The organism is Pararhizobium qamdonense (assembly GCF_029277445.1).
GTDB lineage: Bacteria > Pseudomonadota > Alphaproteobacteria > Rhizobiales > Rhizobiaceae > Pararhizobium > Pararhizobium qamdonense.
The window spans coordinates 347333-366239 of sequence record NZ_CP119568.1; the positions used below are offsets into that span (position 1 = coordinate 347333).

Annotated in this window: 27 protein-coding genes and 2 pseudogenes; 21 read left to right on the forward strand and 8 right to left on the reverse strand. The window is 57.5% G+C overall.

The window, feature by feature from the left end:
• Window positions 1-37 precede the first annotated feature (37 nt).
• From PYR65_RS30630 to PYR65_RS27035, 7 genes and pseudogenes are all read left to right on the forward strand, one after another.
• On the forward strand, window positions 38-526 hold the full coding sequence (locus tag PYR65_RS30630; RefSeq protein ID WP_407951361.1) for a transposase: 489 nt from the start codon (window positions 38-40) through the stop codon (window positions 524-526).
• A gap of 28 nt (window positions 527-554) precedes the next feature.
• Entirely contained in the window at window positions 555-1379 is an 825-nt protein-coding gene (locus tag PYR65_RS27010) for a sensor histidine kinase (protein WP_276121867.1), read from the forward strand.
• Window positions 1376-2026: a response regulator gene (locus tag PYR65_RS27015; RefSeq protein WP_276122339.1), complete on the forward strand. Its 651-nt coding sequence runs from the start codon at window positions 1376-1378 to the stop codon at window positions 2024-2026. Before PYR65_RS27010 ends, PYR65_RS27015 begins: the two co-directional genes overlap by 4 nt.
• Before the next feature lie 115 nt (window positions 2027-2141).
• Window positions 2142-2543 carry a DUF1236 domain-containing protein gene (locus PYR65_RS27020; protein ID WP_276121868.1) on the forward strand — a complete coding sequence of 134 codons (402 nt, stop codon included), beginning with the start codon at window positions 2142-2144 and terminating at the stop codon, window positions 2541-2543.
• A gap of 401 nt (window positions 2544-2944) precedes the next feature.
• On the forward strand, window positions 2945-3136 hold the full coding sequence (locus PYR65_RS27025) for a hypothetical protein (protein ID WP_276121869.1): 192 nt from the start codon (window positions 2945-2947) through the stop codon (window positions 3134-3136).
• A gap of 129 nt (window positions 3137-3265) precedes the next feature.
• Window positions 3266-3614, forward strand: a pseudogene (locus tag PYR65_RS27030) (nutrient deprivation-induced protein); the annotation flags it as partial.
• Between the two features lie 276 nt (window positions 3615-3890).
• A complete protein-coding gene (locus PYR65_RS27035) occupies window positions 3891-4379 on the forward strand; it encodes a YciE/YciF ferroxidase family protein (RefSeq protein ID WP_276121870.1) in 489 nt (162 codons plus the stop codon).
• 58 nt (window positions 4380-4437) lie between these two features.
• On the opposite strand, the pseudogene PYR65_RS27040 reads toward PYR65_RS27035, so the two are convergent.
• Window positions 4438-4806: pseudogene (locus tag PYR65_RS27040) on the reverse strand (TIM barrel protein); the annotation flags it as partial.
• A 698-nt stretch (window positions 4807-5504) separates the two neighbouring features.
• On the opposite strand from PYR65_RS27040, the gene PYR65_RS27045 reads away from it, so the two are divergent.
• From PYR65_RS27045 to PYR65_RS27065, 5 genes are all read left to right on the forward strand, one after another.
• Window positions 5505-5777, forward strand: coding sequence for a hypothetical protein (locus PYR65_RS27045; RefSeq protein WP_276121871.1), 273 nt, complete (start codon window positions 5505-5507; stop codon window positions 5775-5777).
• 62 nt (window positions 5778-5839) lie between these two features.
• Complete coding sequence (locus PYR65_RS27050; RefSeq protein WP_276121872.1) at window positions 5840-6109, forward strand: CHASE4 domain-containing protein; 270 nt, start codon at window positions 5840-5842, stop codon at window positions 6107-6109.
• Window positions 6110-6873: 764 nt separating this feature from the next.
• The gene (locus PYR65_RS27055) at window positions 6874-7056 is read left to right on the forward strand and encodes a hypothetical protein (protein ID WP_276121873.1); all 183 of its coding nucleotides are present in this window, start codon (window positions 6874-6876) and stop codon (window positions 7054-7056) included.
• 35 nt (window positions 7057-7091) lie between these two features.
• On the forward strand, window positions 7092-7388 hold the full coding sequence (locus PYR65_RS27060) for a hypothetical protein (RefSeq protein ID WP_276121874.1): 297 nt from the start codon (window positions 7092-7094) through the stop codon (window positions 7386-7388).
• An 89-nt stretch (window positions 7389-7477) separates the two neighbouring features.
• A complete protein-coding gene (locus tag PYR65_RS27065) occupies window positions 7478-8038 on the forward strand; it encodes a YcxB family protein (protein WP_276121875.1) in 561 nt (186 codons plus the stop codon).
• A gap of 129 nt (window positions 8039-8167) precedes the next feature.
• Here PYR65_RS27065 and PYR65_RS27070 read toward each other — a convergent pair whose 3' ends face one another.
• Both PYR65_RS27070 and PYR65_RS27075 read right to left on the reverse strand, forming a co-directional pair.
• Window positions 8168-8524, reverse strand: a complete 357-nt coding sequence (locus PYR65_RS27070; RefSeq protein ID WP_276121876.1) for a hypothetical protein — start codon at window positions 8522-8524, stop codon at window positions 8168-8170.
• Window positions 8525-8531: 7 nt separating this feature from the next.
• A complete protein-coding gene (locus tag PYR65_RS27075; RefSeq protein ID WP_276121877.1) occupies window positions 8532-9158 on the reverse strand; it encodes a hypothetical protein in 627 nt (208 codons plus the stop codon).
• A gap of 329 nt (window positions 9159-9487) precedes the next feature.
• Between PYR65_RS27075 and PYR65_RS27080 the strand changes: the two genes are divergently transcribed.
• The 3 genes from PYR65_RS27080 (at window position 9488) to PYR65_RS30495 (ending at window position 12516) form a co-directional block, all read left to right on the forward strand.
• Window positions 9488-9937, forward strand: coding sequence for a ferritin-like domain-containing protein (locus PYR65_RS27080; RefSeq protein ID WP_276121878.1), 450 nt, complete (start codon window positions 9488-9490; stop codon window positions 9935-9937).
• A gap of 160 nt (window positions 9938-10097) precedes the next feature.
• Window positions 10098-10694, forward strand: a complete 597-nt coding sequence (locus PYR65_RS27085; RefSeq protein WP_276121879.1) for an alpha/beta hydrolase — start codon at window positions 10098-10100, stop codon at window positions 10692-10694.
• 97 nt (window positions 10695-10791) lie between these two features.
• Window positions 10792-12516: a sensor histidine kinase gene (locus tag PYR65_RS30495; RefSeq protein ID WP_328518517.1), complete on the forward strand. Its 1725-nt coding sequence runs from the start codon at window positions 10792-10794 to the stop codon at window positions 12514-12516.
• A gap of 89 nt (window positions 12517-12605) precedes the next feature.
• Here PYR65_RS30495 and PYR65_RS27100 read toward each other — a convergent pair whose 3' ends face one another.
• From PYR65_RS27100 to PYR65_RS30635, 4 genes are all read right to left on the reverse strand, one after another.
• The gene (locus PYR65_RS27100) at window positions 12606-12839 is read right to left on the reverse strand and encodes a hypothetical protein (RefSeq protein WP_276121880.1); all 234 of its coding nucleotides are present in this window, start codon (window positions 12837-12839) and stop codon (window positions 12606-12608) included.
• 395 nt (window positions 12840-13234) lie between these two features.
• Window positions 13235-13414 (reverse strand): hypothetical protein, encoded by a 180-nt coding sequence (locus PYR65_RS27105; RefSeq protein WP_276121881.1) that lies wholly within the window; start codon window positions 13412-13414, stop codon window positions 13235-13237.
• Window positions 13411-13818, reverse strand: a complete 408-nt coding sequence (locus tag PYR65_RS27110; RefSeq protein WP_276121882.1) for a response regulator — start codon at window positions 13816-13818, stop codon at window positions 13411-13413. Before PYR65_RS27110 ends, PYR65_RS27105 begins: the two co-directional genes overlap by 4 nt.
• 167 nt (window positions 13819-13985) lie before the next feature.
• On the reverse strand, window positions 13986-14228 hold the full coding sequence (locus PYR65_RS30635) for a DUF6894 family protein (protein WP_407951362.1): 243 nt from the start codon (window positions 14226-14228) through the stop codon (window positions 13986-13988).
• A gap of 397 nt (window positions 14229-14625) precedes the next feature.
• On the opposite strand from PYR65_RS30635, the gene PYR65_RS27115 reads away from it, so the two are divergent.
• The 4 genes from PYR65_RS27115 to PYR65_RS27130 all read left to right on the forward strand — a co-directional run bounded on the left by PYR65_RS27115 (window position 14626) and on the right by PYR65_RS27130 (window position 16904).
• Complete coding sequence (locus PYR65_RS27115; RefSeq protein ID WP_276121883.1) at window positions 14626-14886, forward strand: DUF982 domain-containing protein; 261 nt, start codon at window positions 14626-14628, stop codon at window positions 14884-14886.
• On the forward strand, window positions 14883-15362 hold the full coding sequence (locus tag PYR65_RS27120; RefSeq protein WP_276121884.1) for a DUF2243 domain-containing protein: 480 nt from the start codon (window positions 14883-14885) through the stop codon (window positions 15360-15362). Before PYR65_RS27115 ends, PYR65_RS27120 begins: the two co-directional genes overlap by 4 nt.
• A 304-nt stretch (window positions 15363-15666) precedes the next feature.
• The gene (locus PYR65_RS27125; RefSeq protein ID WP_276121885.1) at window positions 15667-16197 is read left to right on the forward strand and encodes an NAD(P)/FAD-dependent oxidoreductase; all 531 of its coding nucleotides are present in this window, start codon (window positions 15667-15669) and stop codon (window positions 16195-16197) included.
• 29 nt (window positions 16198-16226) lie between these two features.
• Window positions 16227-16904: an NAD(P)/FAD-dependent oxidoreductase gene (locus PYR65_RS27130; protein ID WP_276122341.1), complete on the forward strand. Its 678-nt coding sequence runs from the start codon at window positions 16227-16229 to the stop codon at window positions 16902-16904.
• Window positions 16905-17173: 269 nt separating this feature from the next.
• Here the strand turns inward: PYR65_RS27130 and PYR65_RS27135 are convergent, their stop codons facing one another.
• Complete coding sequence (locus tag PYR65_RS27135) at window positions 17174-17308, reverse strand: hypothetical protein (RefSeq protein ID WP_276121886.1); 135 nt, start codon at window positions 17306-17308, stop codon at window positions 17174-17176.
• Window positions 17309-17504: 196 nt separating this feature from the next.
• On the opposite strand from PYR65_RS27135, the gene PYR65_RS27140 reads away from it, so the two are divergent.
• Together PYR65_RS27140 and PYR65_RS27145 are read left to right on the forward strand one after the other, a co-directional pair.
• Window positions 17505-17918, forward strand: a complete 414-nt coding sequence (locus tag PYR65_RS27140; RefSeq protein WP_276121887.1) for a CBS domain-containing protein — start codon at window positions 17505-17507, stop codon at window positions 17916-17918.
• Between the two features lie 63 nt (window positions 17919-17981).
• Window positions 17982-18869, forward strand: a complete 888-nt coding sequence (locus tag PYR65_RS27145; protein ID WP_276121888.1) for a DUF72 domain-containing protein — start codon at window positions 17982-17984, stop codon at window positions 18867-18869.
• Window positions 18870-18907 lie beyond the last annotated feature (38 nt).

An 18907-nucleotide genomic window follows, 5' to 3' on the forward strand; every position in this document is an offset into this window, starting at 1 on the left:
GAGATCTCCAAAATCAGATCCGATCGATGTTGAACGAATGCGGCCTGATCTTTCCTCGCGCCATCGCCGGACAATTCCAGCGCTGCGTCATCGACTTGACCGGAGAGGGTCATGTGCTTTGGACTGTCTTGCTACCGCGCCTCTCCGTCCATGGCCATGTCTGTCGAGAACTTCAGGGGTTGAATCGCCAGATCCGGCAGATGGCTCGAACAGACGAGACGACAAGGCGGTTGATACCGTGCCGGGCATCGGTGTGGTAACGGCATTGATCTTCCGCCATACCATCGACAACCCGTCGCGCTTTCGAAGTGCAACACGTAGGTGCCTATCTGGGACTGACGCCGCGACGCAAGCAACCGGCGAAACGGACACCGTCGGTCAAGTCTCGCGATGGGGAGATCGCTTGTTGCGAACCTATCTCTTCGAAGCGGCCAGTGTTTTGCTACATCCCACGAAACATTGGTGCTCCCTGAAGGTTTGGGGTGTTGATTATCGCCAGAGTTTGATCCAGTTTTCCATTTCGTAATATCCGCTGACACAGCAAAAAGGCGTTTGTGGTCAACGCCCTAATTAATCCTCGGTGGTATAATGCTCGAAGAAAAAATGGAATTGATCTTGCTGAAACTCAACAGAGCAGGATGATCGACAGTCAGCGTGAGGCGTTGAAGAAGCGCATCCACGACCTGTCCAGCCTTCTCACGCAGAACGGCGAACTCAGTGCGAAGCTGCAACGCGCGAGCCGACGCACGACGGCGTTGAACGAGCGATACCTGCGACGTCTGGGAGCGGAACTGCACGACGGGCCGGCACAGCTTGTTGCGCTTGCAGCGCTGAAGGTCGATAGCGATGCCATCAACAATCCTCGGACGCCGCGGAAGATACGGGACGGCGAGATCATATCCATCAAATCCAGTCTGGATGACGCCATGCAGGAGATCAGGACGATCTGTAGCGGTCTTGTCCTGCCGCAGATCGAAGGAGCCGATCTTGGGGAGATCATCGGACGAGCCCTGAAAGCGCATATGCAGCGCACGGGCACAACGGTGAGGCTGTCGATGTCGCCGACATCACCGCCGCTATCGTTATCGGCAAAGATCTGTGTGTTCCGGTTCCTGCAGGAGGCGCTCAACAACGGGTTCCGGCACGGCGGCGGAGTTGGACAATATGTCGTGCAGACCTTCGACGGACAGAACGTTTCAATCACCGTCGGTGATCGCGGTCCGGGCTTCGACCCGGCGGAAATCAAACCGTCCAGCCTTGGGCTGTCGGGCCTGCGCGAACGGGTCGAGAGCCTCGGCGGACATTTCCACTTGAAGACTTCGAACCAGGGAACCGTGCTGCGCATGTCCCTGAACCTACATGAAATGGAGCCAGCCTGATGAAAGAGATAACAATAGCCGTTGTCGACGATCATCCGCTGTTTCGCGAAGGCGTCATGCGCATCCTCTCGGAAATCCCAGGCTTCCGGATCGTTGGCGAAGGCTCCGCATCTGATGAGGCGCTTGCACTGAGCGCGACCGTCAGGCCCGATGTCCTGCTTCTAGACATTTCGATGCCGGGCGGCGGGCTGAATGTGATCTTCCCCATCCTGCACGAGAACCCCGGCCAGAAGATCATCATGCTGACGGTCTCGGAGACGAGCGATGACGTGATGAGCGCGTTGTCAAAAGGCGCGAAAGGCTACGTTTTGAAAGGCATCGGTTCACGGATCCTGGCTGACATCGTGAGATCGGTGGCCGCGGGCGACACCTACGTCTCGCCTTCGCTGTCGGCGCGGTTGCTCTCCGACATGTCATCATCCGCGGCCCTGGCGAAACAAGGCAATCCGATCGACGATCTGACGACCCGCGAGCACGAAGTACTGAACCTCGTGGCCGAGGGCTTGAGCAACAAGCGAATAGCGCTCCGGCTTGGCGTGCACGAGAAGACGATCAAGCAGCACATGACCCATATCTTCGTAAAACTGGGGATCAGCAACCGAACAGAAGCGGCGATGACGCTGCGAAACGTGACGGTTCACGCTTGATGGTTCGTGCAACAGGCTGGACTTAAGTCTCACGTGATTGGGGCATTGGTCTTAGTCGGGAACAGGTTCGATTTCATGACGTTTTGCTGCTGTGAAACAACAGGTGGAGACTGCCATGAACACGAAACTCATTCTCGCATCGGCCTTTGTCACTCTCGCTCTAAGCGGTTCTGCCTATGCCGATGACGCCAACAGCGCGGTCACGGGTGCCGCAGGCGGTGCGGTCACGGGTGCGATCGTTGGCGGCCCGGTCGGCGCTGCTATTGGTGGCGCCGTCGGCCTCGTCGCAGGTGCTGCCATCGACCCGCCGCCGGAACGCGTCGTCACCTATGTCCAGCAGCAGCCTGTGCAGAACTCTGTTGTCGTCAAGCAGCCGATCGTCATCGGCAAGCCTGTCCCGCAGGAGGTCGTCCTGATGCCGATCGCAGAAGATCCGCGCTATTCGTACACCGTCGTCAACGACCAGCGCGTCATCGTCGACCCGCAGACCCGCACCGTTGTGCAGGTCATCCAGTAACGCGAGCCAGCGCCGGGTAACTCGACCGCGCGCAGGAGAGAGACGATGAATAGCTTGATCTTGCTCGTCGGAGCAATCGTAATCATCGGCGCAATTTTGTCGTTCATTGGATTGCGCTGAATTACTGCCCGAGGCAGCCAACGCTGCCTCGGGTGAACTCTCAATGTCCCGAGATCCCCATGTCCTACAATAATTCTCCAGAACCATCCGCCTCGATTGGTGGCCCAATCATAATGTTATTTCTTGTCGTGGCGGTCGCTACAGCTGCGATTTTTTCTACAGGCCTTTCTGGCCCAACGGATCGACGTATTGCTGTGGTTTTGCCTGCGGTCGACCATGCTCGCTGACGACACCTGTCCTTGTGGGCGCAACTCGTAATGAACCTGCCAAGGAGCGCAACTATGTGGCTCGAACTCACATCCGAAAACGATGAGAAAATATTTGCCAACGTCGATCAGTTCGTCGTCATATATCCTGTGAACGACGAGAAACTCACGAAAGTCCTGACACCGGGCGGTCCGATCATGGTCAAAGAGCCAATGGCGTTCATCCAATCGAAACTGGAGGCTGCGGTCGCTCGATCTACACACTAGAGCGGCGGGCGATTAATGTGCAACGCATCCAGCTTGGCGGAAATAGTACCAGCACTCCTGTGGCGTGAAGTCTCGTCCACGAAGACGACACGTCCGGGGCTCCGTTGCATAGCGGGTTGACGACGTGGACAAACCAACACGCTGAACGATGCCATCCTGACGCATTTTCGTGACCAGGCCCTGGTCGGGGGTGCCCTAGCCTTCGCGGTAGGAGCTGCAATAGGTGCGGCACTGCCGCACACCGACCTCGAGGATGAGTTGGTGGGGGATGCCTCCAACACCGCCATGGAGAAAGTCACGGCAGCCTCTCAGGATGTGGTGGACCGTGGAAAAGAGGTTGCGTCAGAAGTGTACGAAAGGGTCGTGGAAGTAGCGTCTGACACCCATGACACTATCAAGGACCGTGTTGTTGACGAGGTCGATGCTTTTAAACAGGGGGTTTCCGAACAAAAACCTGTGCAGCCCTAACGTACCTTGAATAATGCAAAGCAGGTACGGCTCGACAATCTCAAGGGCGTGTCGAGCCGTTTCCATGCCGGGATCCAAGCGCAGGAACCAGAACGTTTCCGCAGTATCGTTTGGCCAGGACAAAGCGGACTCCCCTCACTGTCGATAAAGGGCGGCATTGGCGAAACAAGCAGGTGCTGCAAGTATGGCGGATGGTGGGATGATATGACGGAACATTGGATCCGCCAGCGGGTTGTTTGCGCACGGTTGCCCGGTTGGCGCGGCAATGATTAAGGGAAATCATCTCATGGCTAAATTACTGGAAGATTTGTTCCTCGACACCCTCAAGGACGTTTATTTCGCTGAACAGAAAATTGTCGCGACTCTTCCGGAAATGGAGCAGGCGGCGACAAACTCTCAGCTGAAGTCCGCCTTCCGCAAGCATCTTGACGAGACTAAAATCCACGTGACGCGTCTGGAGGCCATTTTTAACGTGATCGGCGAGGAGCCAGAGGCGAAGACATGCGACGCCATTCTAGGCATTACCGACGAAGGTGCCGAAATCATGGAAGAGTACGAAGGCTCGCCAGCCCTTGATGCTGGGCTCTTGGCAGCTGCTCAGGCAGTCGAACATTATGAGATGTCACGCTACGGTACACTACGCACTTGGGCGCTTGAGCTCGGCTATGAGGAAGCGGCGGAGATTCTTCAGTCGACGCTCGACGAGGAACAAGCCACCGATTTGGCACTGACTGCCATCGCCACGTCTGTGGTGAACCAAAAAGCCGAAGGCTGAATTTTAGTCGGGGTCCGGCGAAAGTTGAGCCCCGGTTTCGCTGTCAAACCGTTGCTCGGGTGCGCATGCCGCAGCAGCAACAGCTTGGTCGATGGACGCAATCCGGGGAAGGCCCCCGCCGAACGCGGAGTTCATCGTATCGCGATCCATCTCTACCGCGATACGAATGGCTTCCTTCCAGGGGGGGACAGCCGCCTGCCGCTCATCCTCGTACGGACTTGCCAACGGTACAACGGTAAGATTGAGGCCAGCTTGACGCTGTGCTTGGTCAACGTTTTCTAGAATTCGAGGATCCGCTTCTTGTGAGTGCGCGGACGCACCCACCAGGGAATGAAGTCGTCGCGTGGCGACGATTCGATGAGCTCATAACCTAACCCAGCTCCGCCCCTTTGCGGCACAGCTGATCGAGCGGCAGATGACAGTGCATATGGGTATCAAGGGCTGTTTTATCGGCAGGTATGAATACACACGAACGCTGGAAATAAGGTGCTATAAAGTTTCCAAGGTCATCCTACAGTCTTGGCTGCGCCCCGCTATTGAAACGCCGGCCCTTCGATGGGGATTTGGAGTTGGGATGGATTGCCGCAAAATTCACCGAGTCGGTCATGGCGCATACAAAGCAAATGATTGCCGCCATCGGCATCCGCTCAGGACTTCGGGTGAGTTCATTGCCTCGACTCAGGCATTCCGACGGTCTACGAAACTTACGAAGCCCACGTCCAAGCACCTCATCTGGATATCATTTACAGCGCAACCCCGCATGGATTTCAAAATGGGCACGCGCTCCTCGCAATCGACGCCGGGGACCGTCGCGAGCTGACCAAGACGCCCTGATGCAGCCAACTTTTGAAGTAGCTTAGACAAACGGTCCATTACGGCATTCGGGTTACCAATAAGACAGAGGCTGCCGACGTCAGTTTCAAATCATCCACATCGCTAGTCATCCGTACCACCATGAATAGTGCTTTTAGGCCGTTTACATTATTAGTCTATGCTAATAATATGTAGCCATATTCCAATCCTTTTCAAGTTGCATTCCCTACGGCATCAAGCGGTATTTTGTTTTTACTTGCATACTTTGTAGTCCTTTTCCTGAACGGGTGGCTCTCGATGTTAACATCAATCATGACTATCGTGATCGTCGCGTTCGTATGCGGTCTCGGGCTAGGATTCTGCTGGAACACCAAGGGCGGCAAGAAGATGATGGGTGCAGAAAAAGAACTTAAGTCACTCCGCAGCGCCTTGGCGGCGAAGCAAACAGAGGTCGATCAAGCAATACTTATGCACGACAAAAGCATCGCCGTCGCGTACAGCGTCGTTCTCGATTATGAGGATGCCAATCTGCCGGCACTGTCGCGACCTCGACATCATGTTGTCTTGTCGCAACCCAGGAAGTAATCCGTGCAGCACCACCTGAAAGCAAGCAATACCGTCCGGTCGGTTGTGTGCTGGGTGCTCTGGTGGCCGATTCGATCGGCAATATTACCGCGAAATCCGACAGCATAGACGATGCTCGTGCGGTGAGCGCCGCAGCCAGCGCCGTCGGCACCATGAAAAAACAGCTCGAAGGGACGATCCGGGACAACGCCTTTTGGGATGACGCATTCGACCAGGTAAATTCGGATAATCGCGACGACTGGATTATTGAAAACTGGGGGACAACCACCAAAGTGCCAAGAAGTTCTATAAAAAGGCGTTATCCCACGAAGTATGTCTTTTCAGACACTTAAGCTATCTGACCAACCTGTCGCCGGTTCGATTCCTATCAAGAGACTGCCCATAGTTGCGGGGGCTCCGGTTCGGACGTCCTGAGATCATGGCGCAAATCTCCGCTTCAGAGCAACAGTCGCACGCGACACCCACGCCGCGCGAGCGTTTAAGTTTTGGTTAACCATGATCCGCTACCTTGAAATTCCCGACGCGATCTCCTCCCTAAGCGTCGATGAGAAAAACTTGGGCCGTGAGACCTCGTCTCCGGCCCTTTTTCGTGCTTCGTCCATGGAGTTCGCCGAGGTGACCCAGTTGGCCGGCTATCTACCGGACATGAGGAACATCAAATCTTCGGGGCGGCCCACAAGGTGGGAGCGAAAGGTGTTGCCGTCACACTGGATATAGAGGGGCTTTGACTAAGATAAATGCATGCATCGCCGCTACCACACCGGAAACTGTTCATCCTGCCGCCAAGGGCGACTGTTTCTGTTTCGCAGTCTCGCGACAGATGACATTTACGCGCACTGCGAAGAATGCGAATGGGGATACCTTACCCCGGCGGAGATTGAGGAGAAGGGCGGATTTCTCACTCTCCTGGAAGAGTTCGACGCTGAGTACGCTGAAGGCGACGCGATCTCCCGGAGCGTCTGGGCCAAATAACAGTCGTGGCGGTTGATGACCAGGATGAAACATGAGATTGCGGCAGGGCACAAAAAAGCCGGCGATCTCTACGCCGCAGCAGCGAAGGCAAATGCCCCGCACATTCAAAGCCGGGAGCACTAAGATGATCGGCACCTACATCGACGAATTCATCATGTTTTGCGCCGGTTTGTGGATGACGTGCGTGGGCTTCGGGTATTTGTCCTTGTCGCGAAACCCGGCGCACAAGTTGCCGGTGGTGCGTCATTTCAAGTGGATGGGGCCTTTGCTGCTTTTTATCGCAATCGTCCTGGCAGTCGCATCATGATCTCAAACTCAGACCGTGTGAGATAAATCCGAGCCATGAATGATATGTTGGCCTGTCCGGCCTGCGGACTGGAAAAAACGGAATCCGTCGTCCAGGGCGGATCATATATCCTGCGATGCGCTGGATGCGGCGAAATGATTGTCGCGACGTCGTTCATGGCGTTGCTGAACTTGGATGGGCAGTATTCGGCCTTCATCGATCCGGGGCCTGGAATACAACCCTCGCCAGAAGCCCTCATCGCGCACGGACTTCTCCGGCAAATCGCAACGGCGATCACACAGGCTGCATGTGGCGGAACTTTGATACGCCTGTTGCCCAACGTGAAGGATTAAAGTCATAAGGATCAGCTGCTTTCCCGTCTTGCGCTCAAGGGGCTTTCGCCAGCCATGTCTCAGACCGCGGTGCGACCATAAGGATCTTAATGCCCAACGAGTCTAAGTACCAGATCACCTACACCCTTACCGCGTGGGATTATGCCGCCATGGCGCGGGCGCTTACTCGCAGGCCCTGGCACCGCAGCATAATCACGTTGGTGCTTTGGCTCATCTCTGTTTGGTGTCTTTTGGTCCTCTTCACGGACCTCTACAATCCGGTCACCATGATCAACGCCATTGCTGAAAACGGTTCTTGGCTTTGGCTTCCGGCATGCCTCCTCGTCGTCGCCTTCTTCTCGCTAGGCACGCACTGGCTGGCGTGGGGCGCATCGTTTCTATACTACCGGCAAATCGCATCCGCCGACGCGACCATCAGCATTAGTCTCAGCGACGATGCCATTCGGGTCAAATCGAACGTGGCGGACTCGACCGTTCCATGGGCAACCGTGAAGCGCGTTATCCGGGAGGAAAACTACTTGCTGCTGCCGATATCGAAGCGGGAGGCCTTCATCCTGCCGAGACGCGGCTTTGAAACTCAAGACAGTTTTGAGGACGCCTTTCGTTATGTAACCGAGAAAATACTGGCAGGCACGGTTGGAGCCGGCTGACAGTGCCGGTGGCTTTTCCGGGAGCTGATAGAAGGCGCGAAAACTTCCACGAATGCTGTCAGGGACTGGGCTGGTCCGGCCGGAGAGTGACAAAGGTCCCCGAACCGTCAAATCTCTCTCTGATCAGCGCTAAGGATTGTCGCAGGAGGTCCGAGATCGCTGATCGGTTCTTATCCAGAAACGCATCCGAGGTGACCTTGATCGTACGGACGGGCTTGATCCCTTGAGCAGTCTCGATGGATCGGTGAGGTCCTCGCCTGTGACGAACGTGATGTTGACCTGCTGCTCGGCATCGAGATGCAGCTTGGCGACCGCGCCGCCGCCGAAGTGGTAGACAAGGTACAAGTGGACCCGTCCTTCACACACTTCCGGCACGGTGTCGAGTATGAGTTGGCGTACGAGCGCAAGCCGCTCTCGCGCTTCCGGCGGCTTGCGCTCGCAGTAAAGGTCGAACTCATCATTATGCCCGGGGGCGTTCATCGTCATCTCTCAATCAACGGAGCAGCCCTTCGACGTCGAAGTCCTCCCAGCCGCGGAGTTCCGTCCCAGGATATTCGGCGCCAACGTCTGCCTTTTTGGTGTGTTTGCTCTTCTTCGACAACCGAGTAAGCTTTGCCTGATACGCAGCCTTTCTTCTCTTCTCCACCTTCGCCTCGGCATCCTCCACCCGCCACTCATCGACGGCACCACGATCGAGGAGGTCTTCCACGACCTTAGGGTCGAAGACATGGAAGGTGATCTGGCGCGCTCGCCCGGCCAGCCTCACGGTTCTCGTGCCGGCACTGGGAAGACGGCCGTCCGCAAGCCAGCGATGTCGCTCACTGGTCTTCATGCCAAGGATTTCCTCGATTTCGCGCGGAATGACGGGAAGCTTCTCGATACCATCCAATGCCGTGCTGACGATTGACCAGGTCAAGACGAATTCCTCTTCACGCTCTTCCGGCATGCCCAGCGTCAGCGTCATCCCCTCCACATCAAGCGATTTACGGACCGCGGAAGGCAGGCGCGCCCGGACCTCGAGGAGGATACCCCGGGCGCGCACGGTGGATCCGAACGAAACCGCAGGCGACAAGGTCCACGTCCGAATATGAGCGGGGGCGACGGTGATTTTCTTCGGCATCTCGCCTAGATGGGTCGTTCGTCGTCGCGCGTCAACAAGGGCGGCTGCGTCATCCACCAACGCAGGCGGCTAGTTCGGTGGCGGTGATCCGGCCCGCTTCAATGCCGGGCCATGCTGCTTTCCCACTCACCACCAGCCTCCTAAAAGATGGTCGGCCGGGCGCATCGGGTGTTCCTCAATGGTCGTCCAACAGCATCTGAGCGGCTACACGTCCGCAGCGGGACATCGAGCAAGCCCGAAGTCGCCTCGTCCATCTAAGCCTGCAATCCGGAACATTATCTCCGACGCGCCGTTAGCGGGTACCCAACAACCCGAACGGAGAAACATACATGGTCACCATGGTCGGAAACGAAGGCAACATCGAGAAGCTCGTCAAGGATCTGCTGTACCTCGAGCACGATGCCATCGCGGCATACGATTCCTGCATCGAACGGCTCGACGACAAGACCCTCAGCGCCAAGATCGCCGAGTTCAAGCAGGACCACCTGCAGCATGTCGTCGTCCTGAACGAGATGGCACGCGAGCTTGGCATCGACGCGCCGACGGAAGGCGACATGAAGCAGATCCTGACGACGGGCAAGATTGCCCTCGCCAATCTGATGGGCGATTCCGCGATCCTCAAGGCGATGAAGACGAACGAAGACGACACGGTTACCGCATACGAGCGCGCCTCCCGTCACGAGGATGCGATCCCGCAGTCGAAGGCGTTCTTCACGAAGGCGCACGAGGACGAGCTGCGTCACCGGGCATGGATGGAAACGACTGCGAAAACGCTGTGACCTTAAACACGGTATCGTGGATCCTCATCTGAGGATCACCACCCAAATTGCCGACGGCCTGCAGTGATCATGACGGTCGCGCGTTTGCCGTCGCGGGTGATGAGGGCGCTCCCCATAACGGGTCGAGCGCCCTCAGTTTGTTTTCAAAAGCCGGGATCGAATGTCAGCATCGCACCTCATCATCTTCCTCCACGGCATCGGCGCGTCGGGCCAGCAGCTCTGGCCTCTCGCTTCATCCTGGCGGGCTCATCGTCCCACATTCGCTTTCGCAACTCCGGATGCCCCGTACCGCAATGGATACGGCGGCCACCAATGGTTCAAGGTGGATGGTATGCAACTCGATCCGGGTCGGATCCGCGAGGCGCGCGAGGCGTTCGACCAGACGGTCCATGACGTGCTCGCCCATGAAGGCTTCGAGGAGCGACTTGGAGACGTGGCGTTCGTCGGCGTGTCGCAGGGGGCCATAGTCGCGCTGGATGGTGTCGCTTCCGGTCGCTGGGGCGTGGGTGCCCTGGTCGCCTTCTCCGGCCTCCTACCTCCGACACCAGTCTCACAGAAGAATAATCGTACCCCTGTGCTTCTTGTTCATGGTGCCGAGGACCGCACGATCCCGTCCGTAGCCTCAACTATCGCGGCCGGGCAGTTGCGAGGCGCCGGGTTTTCGGTCGAGCTCGATATCGAACCGCGCATCGGGCACACAATCTCGACCGCGGGAGCAGACAAGGCCTTCGATTTCCTCCGTCGAAGACTGCAATAGCCTGCCCGCACCGGCAGGACCGTCCTTGGAAAAGTCCAGGAAATGTGCGAGATTGTGGCCAAGTTGAAACGGCTCTCGCCGGAGAGGACGCTTATCCATGGATCAGCGGACCAGACCTTCCACACCGCTTGCAACACTGACGAAGGCGCTCGCGACCGTCAGCAGGGCGCGGAGCAGCGACGAGGTGATCGCGACCATCCGAGTGACCGCGCGATCGCTGATCGGCTGCGAAGGTATCGCCGTCATTCTCAAGGATGGCGACCTCTGTCACTACGTCGAGGAAGATGCGATCGGCCCTCTTTGGAAGGGTCAGAAATTCCCGGCATCTGCGTGCGTCAGCGGGTGGGCGATGCTTAACAGGGAAACGGCTGTCGTTCCGGACATCTCTGCAGACGACCGGATCCCACACGAGCTGTACGCCGGGACATTCGTCCGGGCGCTAGCCATGGCGCCTGTAAACGTCGAGAATCCGGTTGCAGCGATTGGAGCCTACTGGTCGCAGCCTTACACTCCCGCAGAATGGGAAGTGGAAACGCTCGAAGCCTTGGCCGACGCGGCAGCGACCGCCCTGGCGAACGTCGACGCCATCGCTTCTCTCTCCGGCACCATCCCCGAACCCAAATCCACCCCGGCGGAAGATCCGCACCCGTCAGATTTCGCGTCAGATATAATCCGCGTAGCCGGAATAGCCTCCGTCCCTACGATCCTCGATGTCGTCCTGCGCATGACAGGGATGGGCTTCGCAGCGGTGGCTCGTGTGACCGACACGCGCTGGGTCGCCTGCCAGGTGCTCGATCCAGTCCGCTTCGGGCTGAAACCCGGCGACGAGTTGCCGCTGGAGAGCACGCTCTGCAACGAAATCCGAGGCCATCGTCAGACTATCGTGTTTGATGATGCTGCCGAGGATCCACAGTATCGTGATCACCACACTCCCCGGATTTATGGCCTCAGAAGCTATATCTCCGAGCCGATCATCCTCGGCAACGGCTCATTCTGGGGAACGCTGTGCTCCATCGATCCAAATCCGGCCAAGGTCAAGACTCCCGAGGTTCTCGCTGCCTTCAAGCTTTTCGCCGAACTGATCGCACATCATCTCGACGCGGAAGCCCGCCTTCGAACAACCCAGGAAAGTCTTGCGCGCGAGAGAGAACTCGCCGAACTGCGCGAACAGTTTATCGCCGTTCTCGGCCACGATCTGCGCAACCCCATAGCAGCTGTCGATGCCGGAACTAGCCGCCTCTTGAAGGAGGGTTGGACGGATAGAAGCCCCGTCGTTCTGAAGCTGATGAAATCCAGCATCTCGAGGATGGCCGGCCTCGTTGAAAACGTGATGGATCTCGCCCGCGCCAGAATGGGGGGCGGATTAGTCCTTGCAACCTCGGAAGGAGACCTTGCTGAAACCCTGGCCCATGTGGTCGAGGAGGTGAAGGTTGCGCATCCTGATCGGGTAATATCAGCAGGCTTCGACCTGCCGCCAACAGTTGTCGCTGATCATCTGCGCATTGCGCAGATGACGTCGAACCTTCTCTCGAACGCCGTCACTCACGGCGATCCGTTCGCACCGATCGAGGTCTCGGCTCATTCGAAGGTAGGCACGATCGAGATCTGCGTCACGAACGGCGGGCGTCCTATTCCTGTTGAGCAGATCGAGAAACTGTTCCTTCCATTCAAGCGCGGCGACGGCAAGGCTGGTGTGCAGGGTCTCGGGCTGGGACTCTACATCGCGTCGCAGATCGCCCAGGCGCACGGGGGGCGGATCGATGTATCTTCCGACGAGCAAGAAACGTGCTTCACCTTCAGCATGCCATCGAAGGTTAGCTAAAGAGTTTCACGTTCACCGGAGGAAGCAAATCCGCCTTCGCGCCCAGCCTCTATACGGAATACGCGGACAAGGAACGCGGACCGGCAGAACTAGGTGTCTCGCGTTTCCATCGCGAGGTCGTGCAGTTCCTGAGAAAATGCTGGATCATGCTCGGCGGAGTGGATCACGCTGAGAAAGGCAGCTCTAGCGATCTCCTTTTTAGTCGCCTCAGGGAAATGTTCCCTGACAGCGTCGATAAGCTCCTTTGGGCTCATGCCAGGATTGGCCAGCTCCTTGATCGCCGCAGCGATCTTTTCGATCTCTCTGAGTTTCTTCTCGCGCATTTCAGCCCTCTCCCTCGACCGTGGAGTGGACCATGCCACATTGCAATGTGGGTTATGTGACCGAGCTTCGGCGGCAGATGAGCAGGAGCGCGCGCACATTTCCCACAGCAATCGAGCGTCCGCTGGCCTCAAGATTTATGCAGTTCAGCGGTGCCTCTACAATCTCTCAAGTACTTTAGATCGAGCCCAAGCCCTTTCGAAACTGCCGCAGTGTGCTCAACAGGCCACGCAGCCCGCCGTGGCCAACGACATTGGCAGCATCTGACACCTGAACCACTGCCTACCTCTAAATCCTCTTCATTATCGTTACGAATTCCCGATGGCGAGTGCTCATCCTCGGTCCGTCCCGCTTTCTAGGTCGCACTTGTGGTGTTTCCGCAGCTCGCTGACCGAAATTACGCCTGGGAATGTTCCTGTTCACGCTGGAGGCGCGCCATTCGCAACACCTCTGACTTGCGCTTATCAGCCGCGATCCGAGCATCTTCGCTTGCGGTTGCGAAGCTCTTTGCTGCTTCAAATTCGCCGCGGGGTGAAGCGCCACGACGGCGGCGCTTTTTGATTTCGCCCTCCGTCATGCCCGTTGCTCCATTTCACCCTGAATCGCGCGTTGCGCGATCACATCTGCCACGGTGTCGAGAAGGCGCGATGGCTCGAATGGTTTCGGCAACCACGTGGCATGCCTAAAGACGTCGGCCATGTCGTCACTGCGTGAGCCCGAACAGATCAAGAATGGAATGTTTCTGCAGACAAGCGAGCGCGCAATCTGTTCGCTTGAGCCGTCCTTGAGGGCTATATCCAAAATGGCCGAAGCGGGTGTATTGTGTTCCAGCAATCGCAGTGCGTCGCCGTTCGATGTGTGGATCTCACAGATATGACCCGCATTCATCAAGGTCTGCTCGATATCAAGCGCGATCAGAGGCTCATCCTCGACGATGAGGACGGTATTTGGTTTCCGAATAGAGAAATTGTTCAGAGTCATGACGGTTCCCCCGTAGTTGGGCGAGAGCAGTCAACTCCCAAGCGGTCACAGCCGAGGTATGCTTCGTGAGACCGGTGGGTAAGCGTACGCCCATTGGGAGGCGCGTCAATAAAGTAATTTAAAGTAGACTTCCCTCAGATATAGCGCGACTTATCGTTGGGCGCTACTTAGCCAGCTTGGTCGAGGACGACTTTTGCCAGGATCGTACCAGCGCTATCGGTAATGTCGATCGACCGTACGTTGGGCTTTTCCCCGGGAGCGAGGGCTTCCGAGGCCATCTCGAACAGGCTGCTTTCAGCGTCGAGTTTCGCCGCTTCGAGGGTGTCAAAAGCGACTACCGAGCGTGTCCCAGGGAGTAGCTTAGACGATCGCGGCTCATCCCGAAGGGGCGGTTGAGTGTCGGGTCTCATGTTCGCTGGAGCATAGGGAAAGTACTGCGTGAATGGCTCTCTCCACTCGTCCGGCACAGGCCCGGCGTTCCCGCGTGAATACGGTCTTCAACGAGATCCGGAATATTAGCGATCCCGCATTTTTCACGGCAGCCGTGATTTGGGAGATCGAAGGGTTGAAGCTGAACTTCCCTCGACCCTGACATGCAGCTTGCCTCCGTGCTTCTCAAATTCCCAAGCATAGAACCCGCCCGACGTGGCTTGCCGCGTTTTGATACTGACATGGTTGAGGCGCGGCCCTCGGTTCCATAGGTCCTCGCGGAGCGGGGCGCGGTCAGTTTGTGCACTTAGTCGAGGAGGCTAGGGAACTTGCATCCCATGCGAGGGTTTGTCGGTACGATTTTAACAGAGGTAATTTATGGACAGGGTCATCGACGTCAATTTCAAGGTAAAGTGGCAATCGCCCGTCTTCGTCCGGATTGGGAACGGAATGCGGGAACGGATCGGCGGGCCGGACGCGGCATTGGCAGCACTTCTCCATCGCTGGCCATCCAGCAGCCGGTCGGAATATGCCTTGGCCAAGCGCCGCTGCGTCGATGCGGTCGCAAGGCATGGCAACCCCGAGCTTGCCCGCAGCGCGTTTGTCGAAGCCGCGGTCTCGGCCAAGGTACTCGCATGACAGGATTGGAGCGCCCCACTCGAAGCTTCCCGCTGTCCGCCGGGCTGCTCTTAGGCTTGAGCCTTGGAGGCTTTTTCGACGGCATCGTTCTCCATCAGCTTCTGCAATGGCATCATATGCTGAGCTCCTGGTACCCGATCACGTCGATTGAGAACCTTGAACTCAACACCTTCTGGGACGGTATCTTCCACTCTGGTACCTACGTCTTTGTCCTTGTCGGCCTCTTTATCCTGTGGCGGTCCGGTCGCCGTAGCCATTTTCGCTGGTCGGCAGGCGACCTTATCGCGACGATGCTCATCGGCTTCGGTGTGTTCAACCTCGTCGAAGGCGTCATCGACCATCAGGTGCTAGGCTTACACCACGTCAATGAAACCGTCCCTCGCGGGGAGTGGCTCTACTGGGACCTCGGTTTTCTAGCATGGGGCGGCGTGATGCTCGTCATCGGCAAATTGTTGATGAGGAAACGCAATGGCTGAGATGTTACGTGAAGCCAGCACAGCGATGATTTGGGCAGCTTTTGCGTTGGGCCTCGTCTTCGCGACGCGACCGGTGTGGTCGTTCCTTTTCTTGGGGGCAAACTTTACGTTTGAAGACTTGCTCTCGCTGCGTTGCTTTGGCCTCCCCACATGACGCATCGGTTAGATAGACGGCAGCATCCGAGAAACAACCGACGGAGCCGAAGATGACTCTGAGTAACGACCGACCTGGCCTTGGCGTCGATACCGTGCGTTTCGCCATGTCGTCATTATTGGCGGTGGTTTCGGCGGTCTGGCGTGTGCCATGGAACTAGGGAACGCACCGGATACCGGCGTCACGGTCGTTGACCGCCGCAATCACAACCTCTTTCAGCCGCTGCTTTATCAAGTGGCGACCGCGGCCCTTTCGCCGGCAGATATTGCCGAACCGATCCGCAAAACGCTTGCCCGTTTCAAGAACATCCACATGATCATGGCAGAAGTGGTCGGCATAGATCCGCCGGCGCGCACGGTGTCGCTGTCTGATGGCAGTCCGATTTCCTACGATCAGCTCGTCATCGCCACCGGTTCCAACTACAACTATTTCGGACACGAGGAATGGCGAAAGTTTGCACCCGGCCTGAAGAGCATTCACGAGGCGCGGCAGATCCGTCATCGCCTGATTCTGGCATTCGAAAGAGCGGAGTGGGCGAAGAGCGAAGCCGACAAACAGGCGTTGCTCACCAGCATCGTCATCGGCGGTGGACCGACGGGCGTCGAAATGGCCGGCGATCTCCGAACTCGGCCGCTTTATGATCAGCCGCGACTTTCGAAACCTGCAGCCCGACAATCTTAGGGTGATCCTCGTGGAGGCGGGACCACCGCATACTCGCCGCCTTTCCTGACCATCTTTCCGCGTACGCGAAATCCTACCTCGAAAATATCGGCGTCGAAGTGCGCACAGGCAAGCGGGTGATCGACATTCGCGCCGACGGAGCCCATATCGAAGGCGCGTTCGTCCCGGCCGGATTGATCATGTGGGGCGCGGGCGTCAAGGCCTCCCCCGCCCATTCATGGCTGGGGATACCGGGCGTCGCCGGTGGGCGAATACCGGTCGACGATTGTCTCCGTGTCATCGGGTTTGACGGCATCTACGCCATCGGCGACACATCTGCGCTGGCCGGGTCGGATGGAAAGGTTCTGCCCGGTCTAGCACAAGTCGCTAAGCAACAAGGAACATACCTTGGAAAAACCCTGCGAACGGGTAGAGCCGTGGCAGGCTTCCAATTCAAGAACCGCGGCAATACGGCGGTGATCGGGCGGAACGCCGCCGTCTTCGACTTTGGAAAATGGACGTTGAAAGGGCGGGTAGCCTGGCTGCTTTGGGCACTCGTTCACGTCTATCTCCTCATCAATTTCGAGAAGCGCCTTCTCGTTGCCATTCAATGGGCCGGGCGGTACCTCACTCGGCAACGCGGCGCGCGCATTATCGACGAAACGGCCGAGCGTCCCGAGCATAAAGATCAACCAATCGCCACCGACAGCGCCGCCGTTCGACGGTAGGCTGTGGATATCGGTGACGCTCGATCCACGCTTTAAGGCCGGACATAAGATCCGATTTCGCCGTCGATGCCCGGGCAGTGGCATCAGGAGGGAGCTTGCATTTGCGTCGCCAATCGCAGCGCACAAGCGTGCGGGGCCTGTATGCCGCCGGAGACGTGATCAGATCAGCCATGCGATGGGACAGGCTGGGGTCGCGGCAACAACGGTCTTAACCGCCTGAACGAACGATCGGCATTGGTCCGACAAGTTGAAGGGTGGATCCAAATAGATCAGTTGCTGAGAGACAGCGCATGGATGAGAACCAAAACCGGGAAGCCGGCGACGGTCACCGCTGCTCCCCAGGCAGCGAGGATTTTCAAGACGTGTGCCCTTCGGGCCTTTGCCGGATCCCACTCGTAAACCATGTGACGCTCTCTCACTCTTTCGCGATAGGAACATTGCCAAGCACGTTCGTCGAGTGCGCAGCCGCAACAGTCTGAATACGGTTTGCAAGAAGGGAACCGTGCGCAGTCCCGGAAGTTATCGGTTGTCGCTGAGGATGAGGCTGCGGCCAAAAGCTGCCACGCAAACCGGTCAAACAAAGTCCATGGGAGAGTACGTGTGAAGGTCAGAGAATTCATGACGGTCCAGGTGATATCAGCCAAGCCGACCGATTCAGTCGAAGACGTGGCTCGAATGATGTCCGAGATCGACAGCGGCGCCATCCCAGTGATCGAAGATCATGTCGTCGTCGGGATGATTACCGATCGGGACATTGTCATACGAGTCGTCGCCGAGCGCAAGGATGGCTTGACGCCGGCTTCCGACGTCATGACCGAAGGGGTCGAAAGCTGCCTGGAAGACGACGACATTGCCGAGGCCGCAAGACGGATGGCCGAGCTTCAGATGCGCCGGCTCGTCGTTTTCAGCGGCGAAGGGAAGCTTTCCGGCATCATCTCGCTTGGGGACATAGCGATCGAGCATCAGGGCGATCTCGCGACTGAAGCGCTCGAGGAAATCTCACAGGACGCATGATGCGATTGCTCGTGCGCGCGCTGACACATTCTATCCGCTCATCGTGGTGGGGGGGCGGTTAGAATGGCCGAGCGCACCGCCGAAGACGTCGTGGCGCGGCGGGCTAGGCGCGCCGAGCGTCGCCAGAAGCAACGCGATGCGAATATCGATCGCGCCGCCAAAATGCACCAGTCTCGGCTTGCCAAATCCAAGTCGGCTGCTGATCCAGCAAAGGATCAGGTGGCCGGTGGCGTCCACATCGGGTGCTGCGGCTGGTATTATTGGCATTGGAAAGGCAAATTCTATCCGGCCGATGCTCCATCGGGCCAGTATTTTGCAATCTACCAGGACCACTTCAGGACGGTCGAACTCAATGCGCCATTTTATTCCTGGCCGACGATCGGAGCTGTGAAAAACTGGATCCGCCAGGCCGGGCCTGGTTTCGTCTACACCATAAAGGTCTGCGAGCTCATCACGCATATCAAGCGGTTTGACGACACGAGGATTCTGGTTGAGGATTTTGGGTATATCGCTGATCTTCTCGGCCCGCAAATGGGTTGCTTCCTGTTTCAGCTGCCACCCAGCGTGCGCTATACCCCGGCCATGCTGCATTCGATCCTGTCGCAGCTTGACCCTTGTCGAAGGAACGTCGTTGAGTTCCGGCACAAGAGTTGGTGGAACGAGGATGTCTTCGAGGCCTTCAAGTCCGCAGGGGCGATTTTCTGTTCGTGCAGTGGTCCGCGGTTGCCCGACGAACTGGTTCGGACCGCCGATGACATCTACGTCCGGTTCCATGGGACGACGCAGTGGTATCGGCATGACTATACGGACGACGAGCTCATTGTATGGGTGGACCGCATCAAGCGAAGTGGCGCCAAGACCGTGTGGGCCTATTTCAACAACGATCGCGATGGCCATTCAATCAAAAACGCCAGGCGTCTCATAGAACTTCTTGAGCTTCCCAAGGGCTGACTGACCCGCGGGATTGCCAGCGTGGAACTTCCAAACTG

Bases quoted from the DNA above. Each gene is read 5' to 3' on its own strand.
- PYR65_RS30630 (WP_407951361.1), top strand. From the start codon at position 38: ATGCGGCCTGATCTTTCCTCGCGCCATCGCCGGACAATTCCAGCGCTG.
- PYR65_RS27020 (WP_276121868.1), top strand. From the start codon at position 2,142: ATGAACACGAAACTCATTCTCGCATCGGCCTTTGTCACTCTCGCTCTA.
- PYR65_RS27025 (WP_276121869.1), top strand. From the start codon at position 2,945: ATGTGGCTCGAACTCACATCCGAAAACGATGAGAAAATATTTGCCAAC.
- PYR65_RS27035 (WP_276121870.1), top strand. From the start codon at position 3,891: ATGGCTAAATTACTGGAAGATTTGTTCCTCGACACCCTCAAGGACGTT.
- PYR65_RS27045 (WP_276121871.1), top strand. From the start codon at position 5,505: ATGACTATCGTGATCGTCGCGTTCGTATGCGGTCTCGGGCTAGGATTC.
- PYR65_RS27055 (WP_276121873.1), top strand. From the start codon at position 6,874: ATGATCGGCACCTACATCGACGAATTCATCATGTTTTGCGCCGGTTTG.
- PYR65_RS27060 (WP_276121874.1), top strand. From the start codon at position 7,092: ATGAATGATATGTTGGCCTGTCCGGCCTGCGGACTGGAAAAAACGGAA.
- PYR65_RS27065 (WP_276121875.1), top strand. From the start codon at position 7,478: ATGCCCAACGAGTCTAAGTACCAGATCACCTACACCCTTACCGCGTGG.
- PYR65_RS27070 (WP_276121876.1), bottom strand. From the start codon at position 8,524: ATGACGATGAACGCCCCCGGGCATAATGATGAGTTCGACCTTTACTGC.
- PYR65_RS27075 (WP_276121877.1), bottom strand. From the start codon at position 9,158: ATGCCGAAGAAAATCACCGTCGCCCCCGCTCATATTCGGACGTGGACC.
- PYR65_RS27080 (WP_276121878.1), top strand. From the start codon at position 9,488: ATGGTCACCATGGTCGGAAACGAAGGCAACATCGAGAAGCTCGTCAAG.
- PYR65_RS27085 (WP_276121879.1), top strand. From the start codon at position 10,098: ATGTCAGCATCGCACCTCATCATCTTCCTCCACGGCATCGGCGCGTCG.
- PYR65_RS30495 (WP_328518517.1), top strand. From the start codon at position 10,792: ATGGATCAGCGGACCAGACCTTCCACACCGCTTGCAACACTGACGAAG.
- PYR65_RS27100 (WP_276121880.1), bottom strand. From the start codon at position 12,839: ATGCGCGAGAAGAAACTCAGAGAGATCGAAAAGATCGCTGCGGCGATC.
- PYR65_RS27105 (WP_276121881.1), bottom strand. From the start codon at position 13,414: ATGACGGAGGGCGAAATCAAAAAGCGCCGCCGTCGTGGCGCTTCACCC.
- PYR65_RS27110 (WP_276121882.1), bottom strand. From the start codon at position 13,818: ATGACTCTGAACAATTTCTCTATTCGGAAACCAAATACCGTCCTCATC.
- PYR65_RS30635 (WP_407951362.1), bottom strand. From the start codon at position 14,228: ATGAGACCCGACACTCAACCGCCCCTTCGGGATGAGCCGCGATCGTCT.
- PYR65_RS27115 (WP_276121883.1), top strand. From the start codon at position 14,626: ATGGACAGGGTCATCGACGTCAATTTCAAGGTAAAGTGGCAATCGCCC.
- PYR65_RS27120 (WP_276121884.1), top strand. From the start codon at position 14,883: ATGACAGGATTGGAGCGCCCCACTCGAAGCTTCCCGCTGTCCGCCGGG.
- PYR65_RS27125 (WP_276121885.1), top strand. From the start codon at position 15,667: ATGGAACTAGGGAACGCACCGGATACCGGCGTCACGGTCGTTGACCGC.
- PYR65_RS27135 (WP_276121886.1), bottom strand. From the start codon at position 17,308: ATGGTTTACGAGTGGGATCCGGCAAAGGCCCGAAGGGCACACGTCTTG.
- PYR65_RS27145 (WP_276121888.1), top strand. From the start codon at position 17,982: ATGGCCGAGCGCACCGCCGAAGACGTCGTGGCGCGGCGGGCTAGGCGC.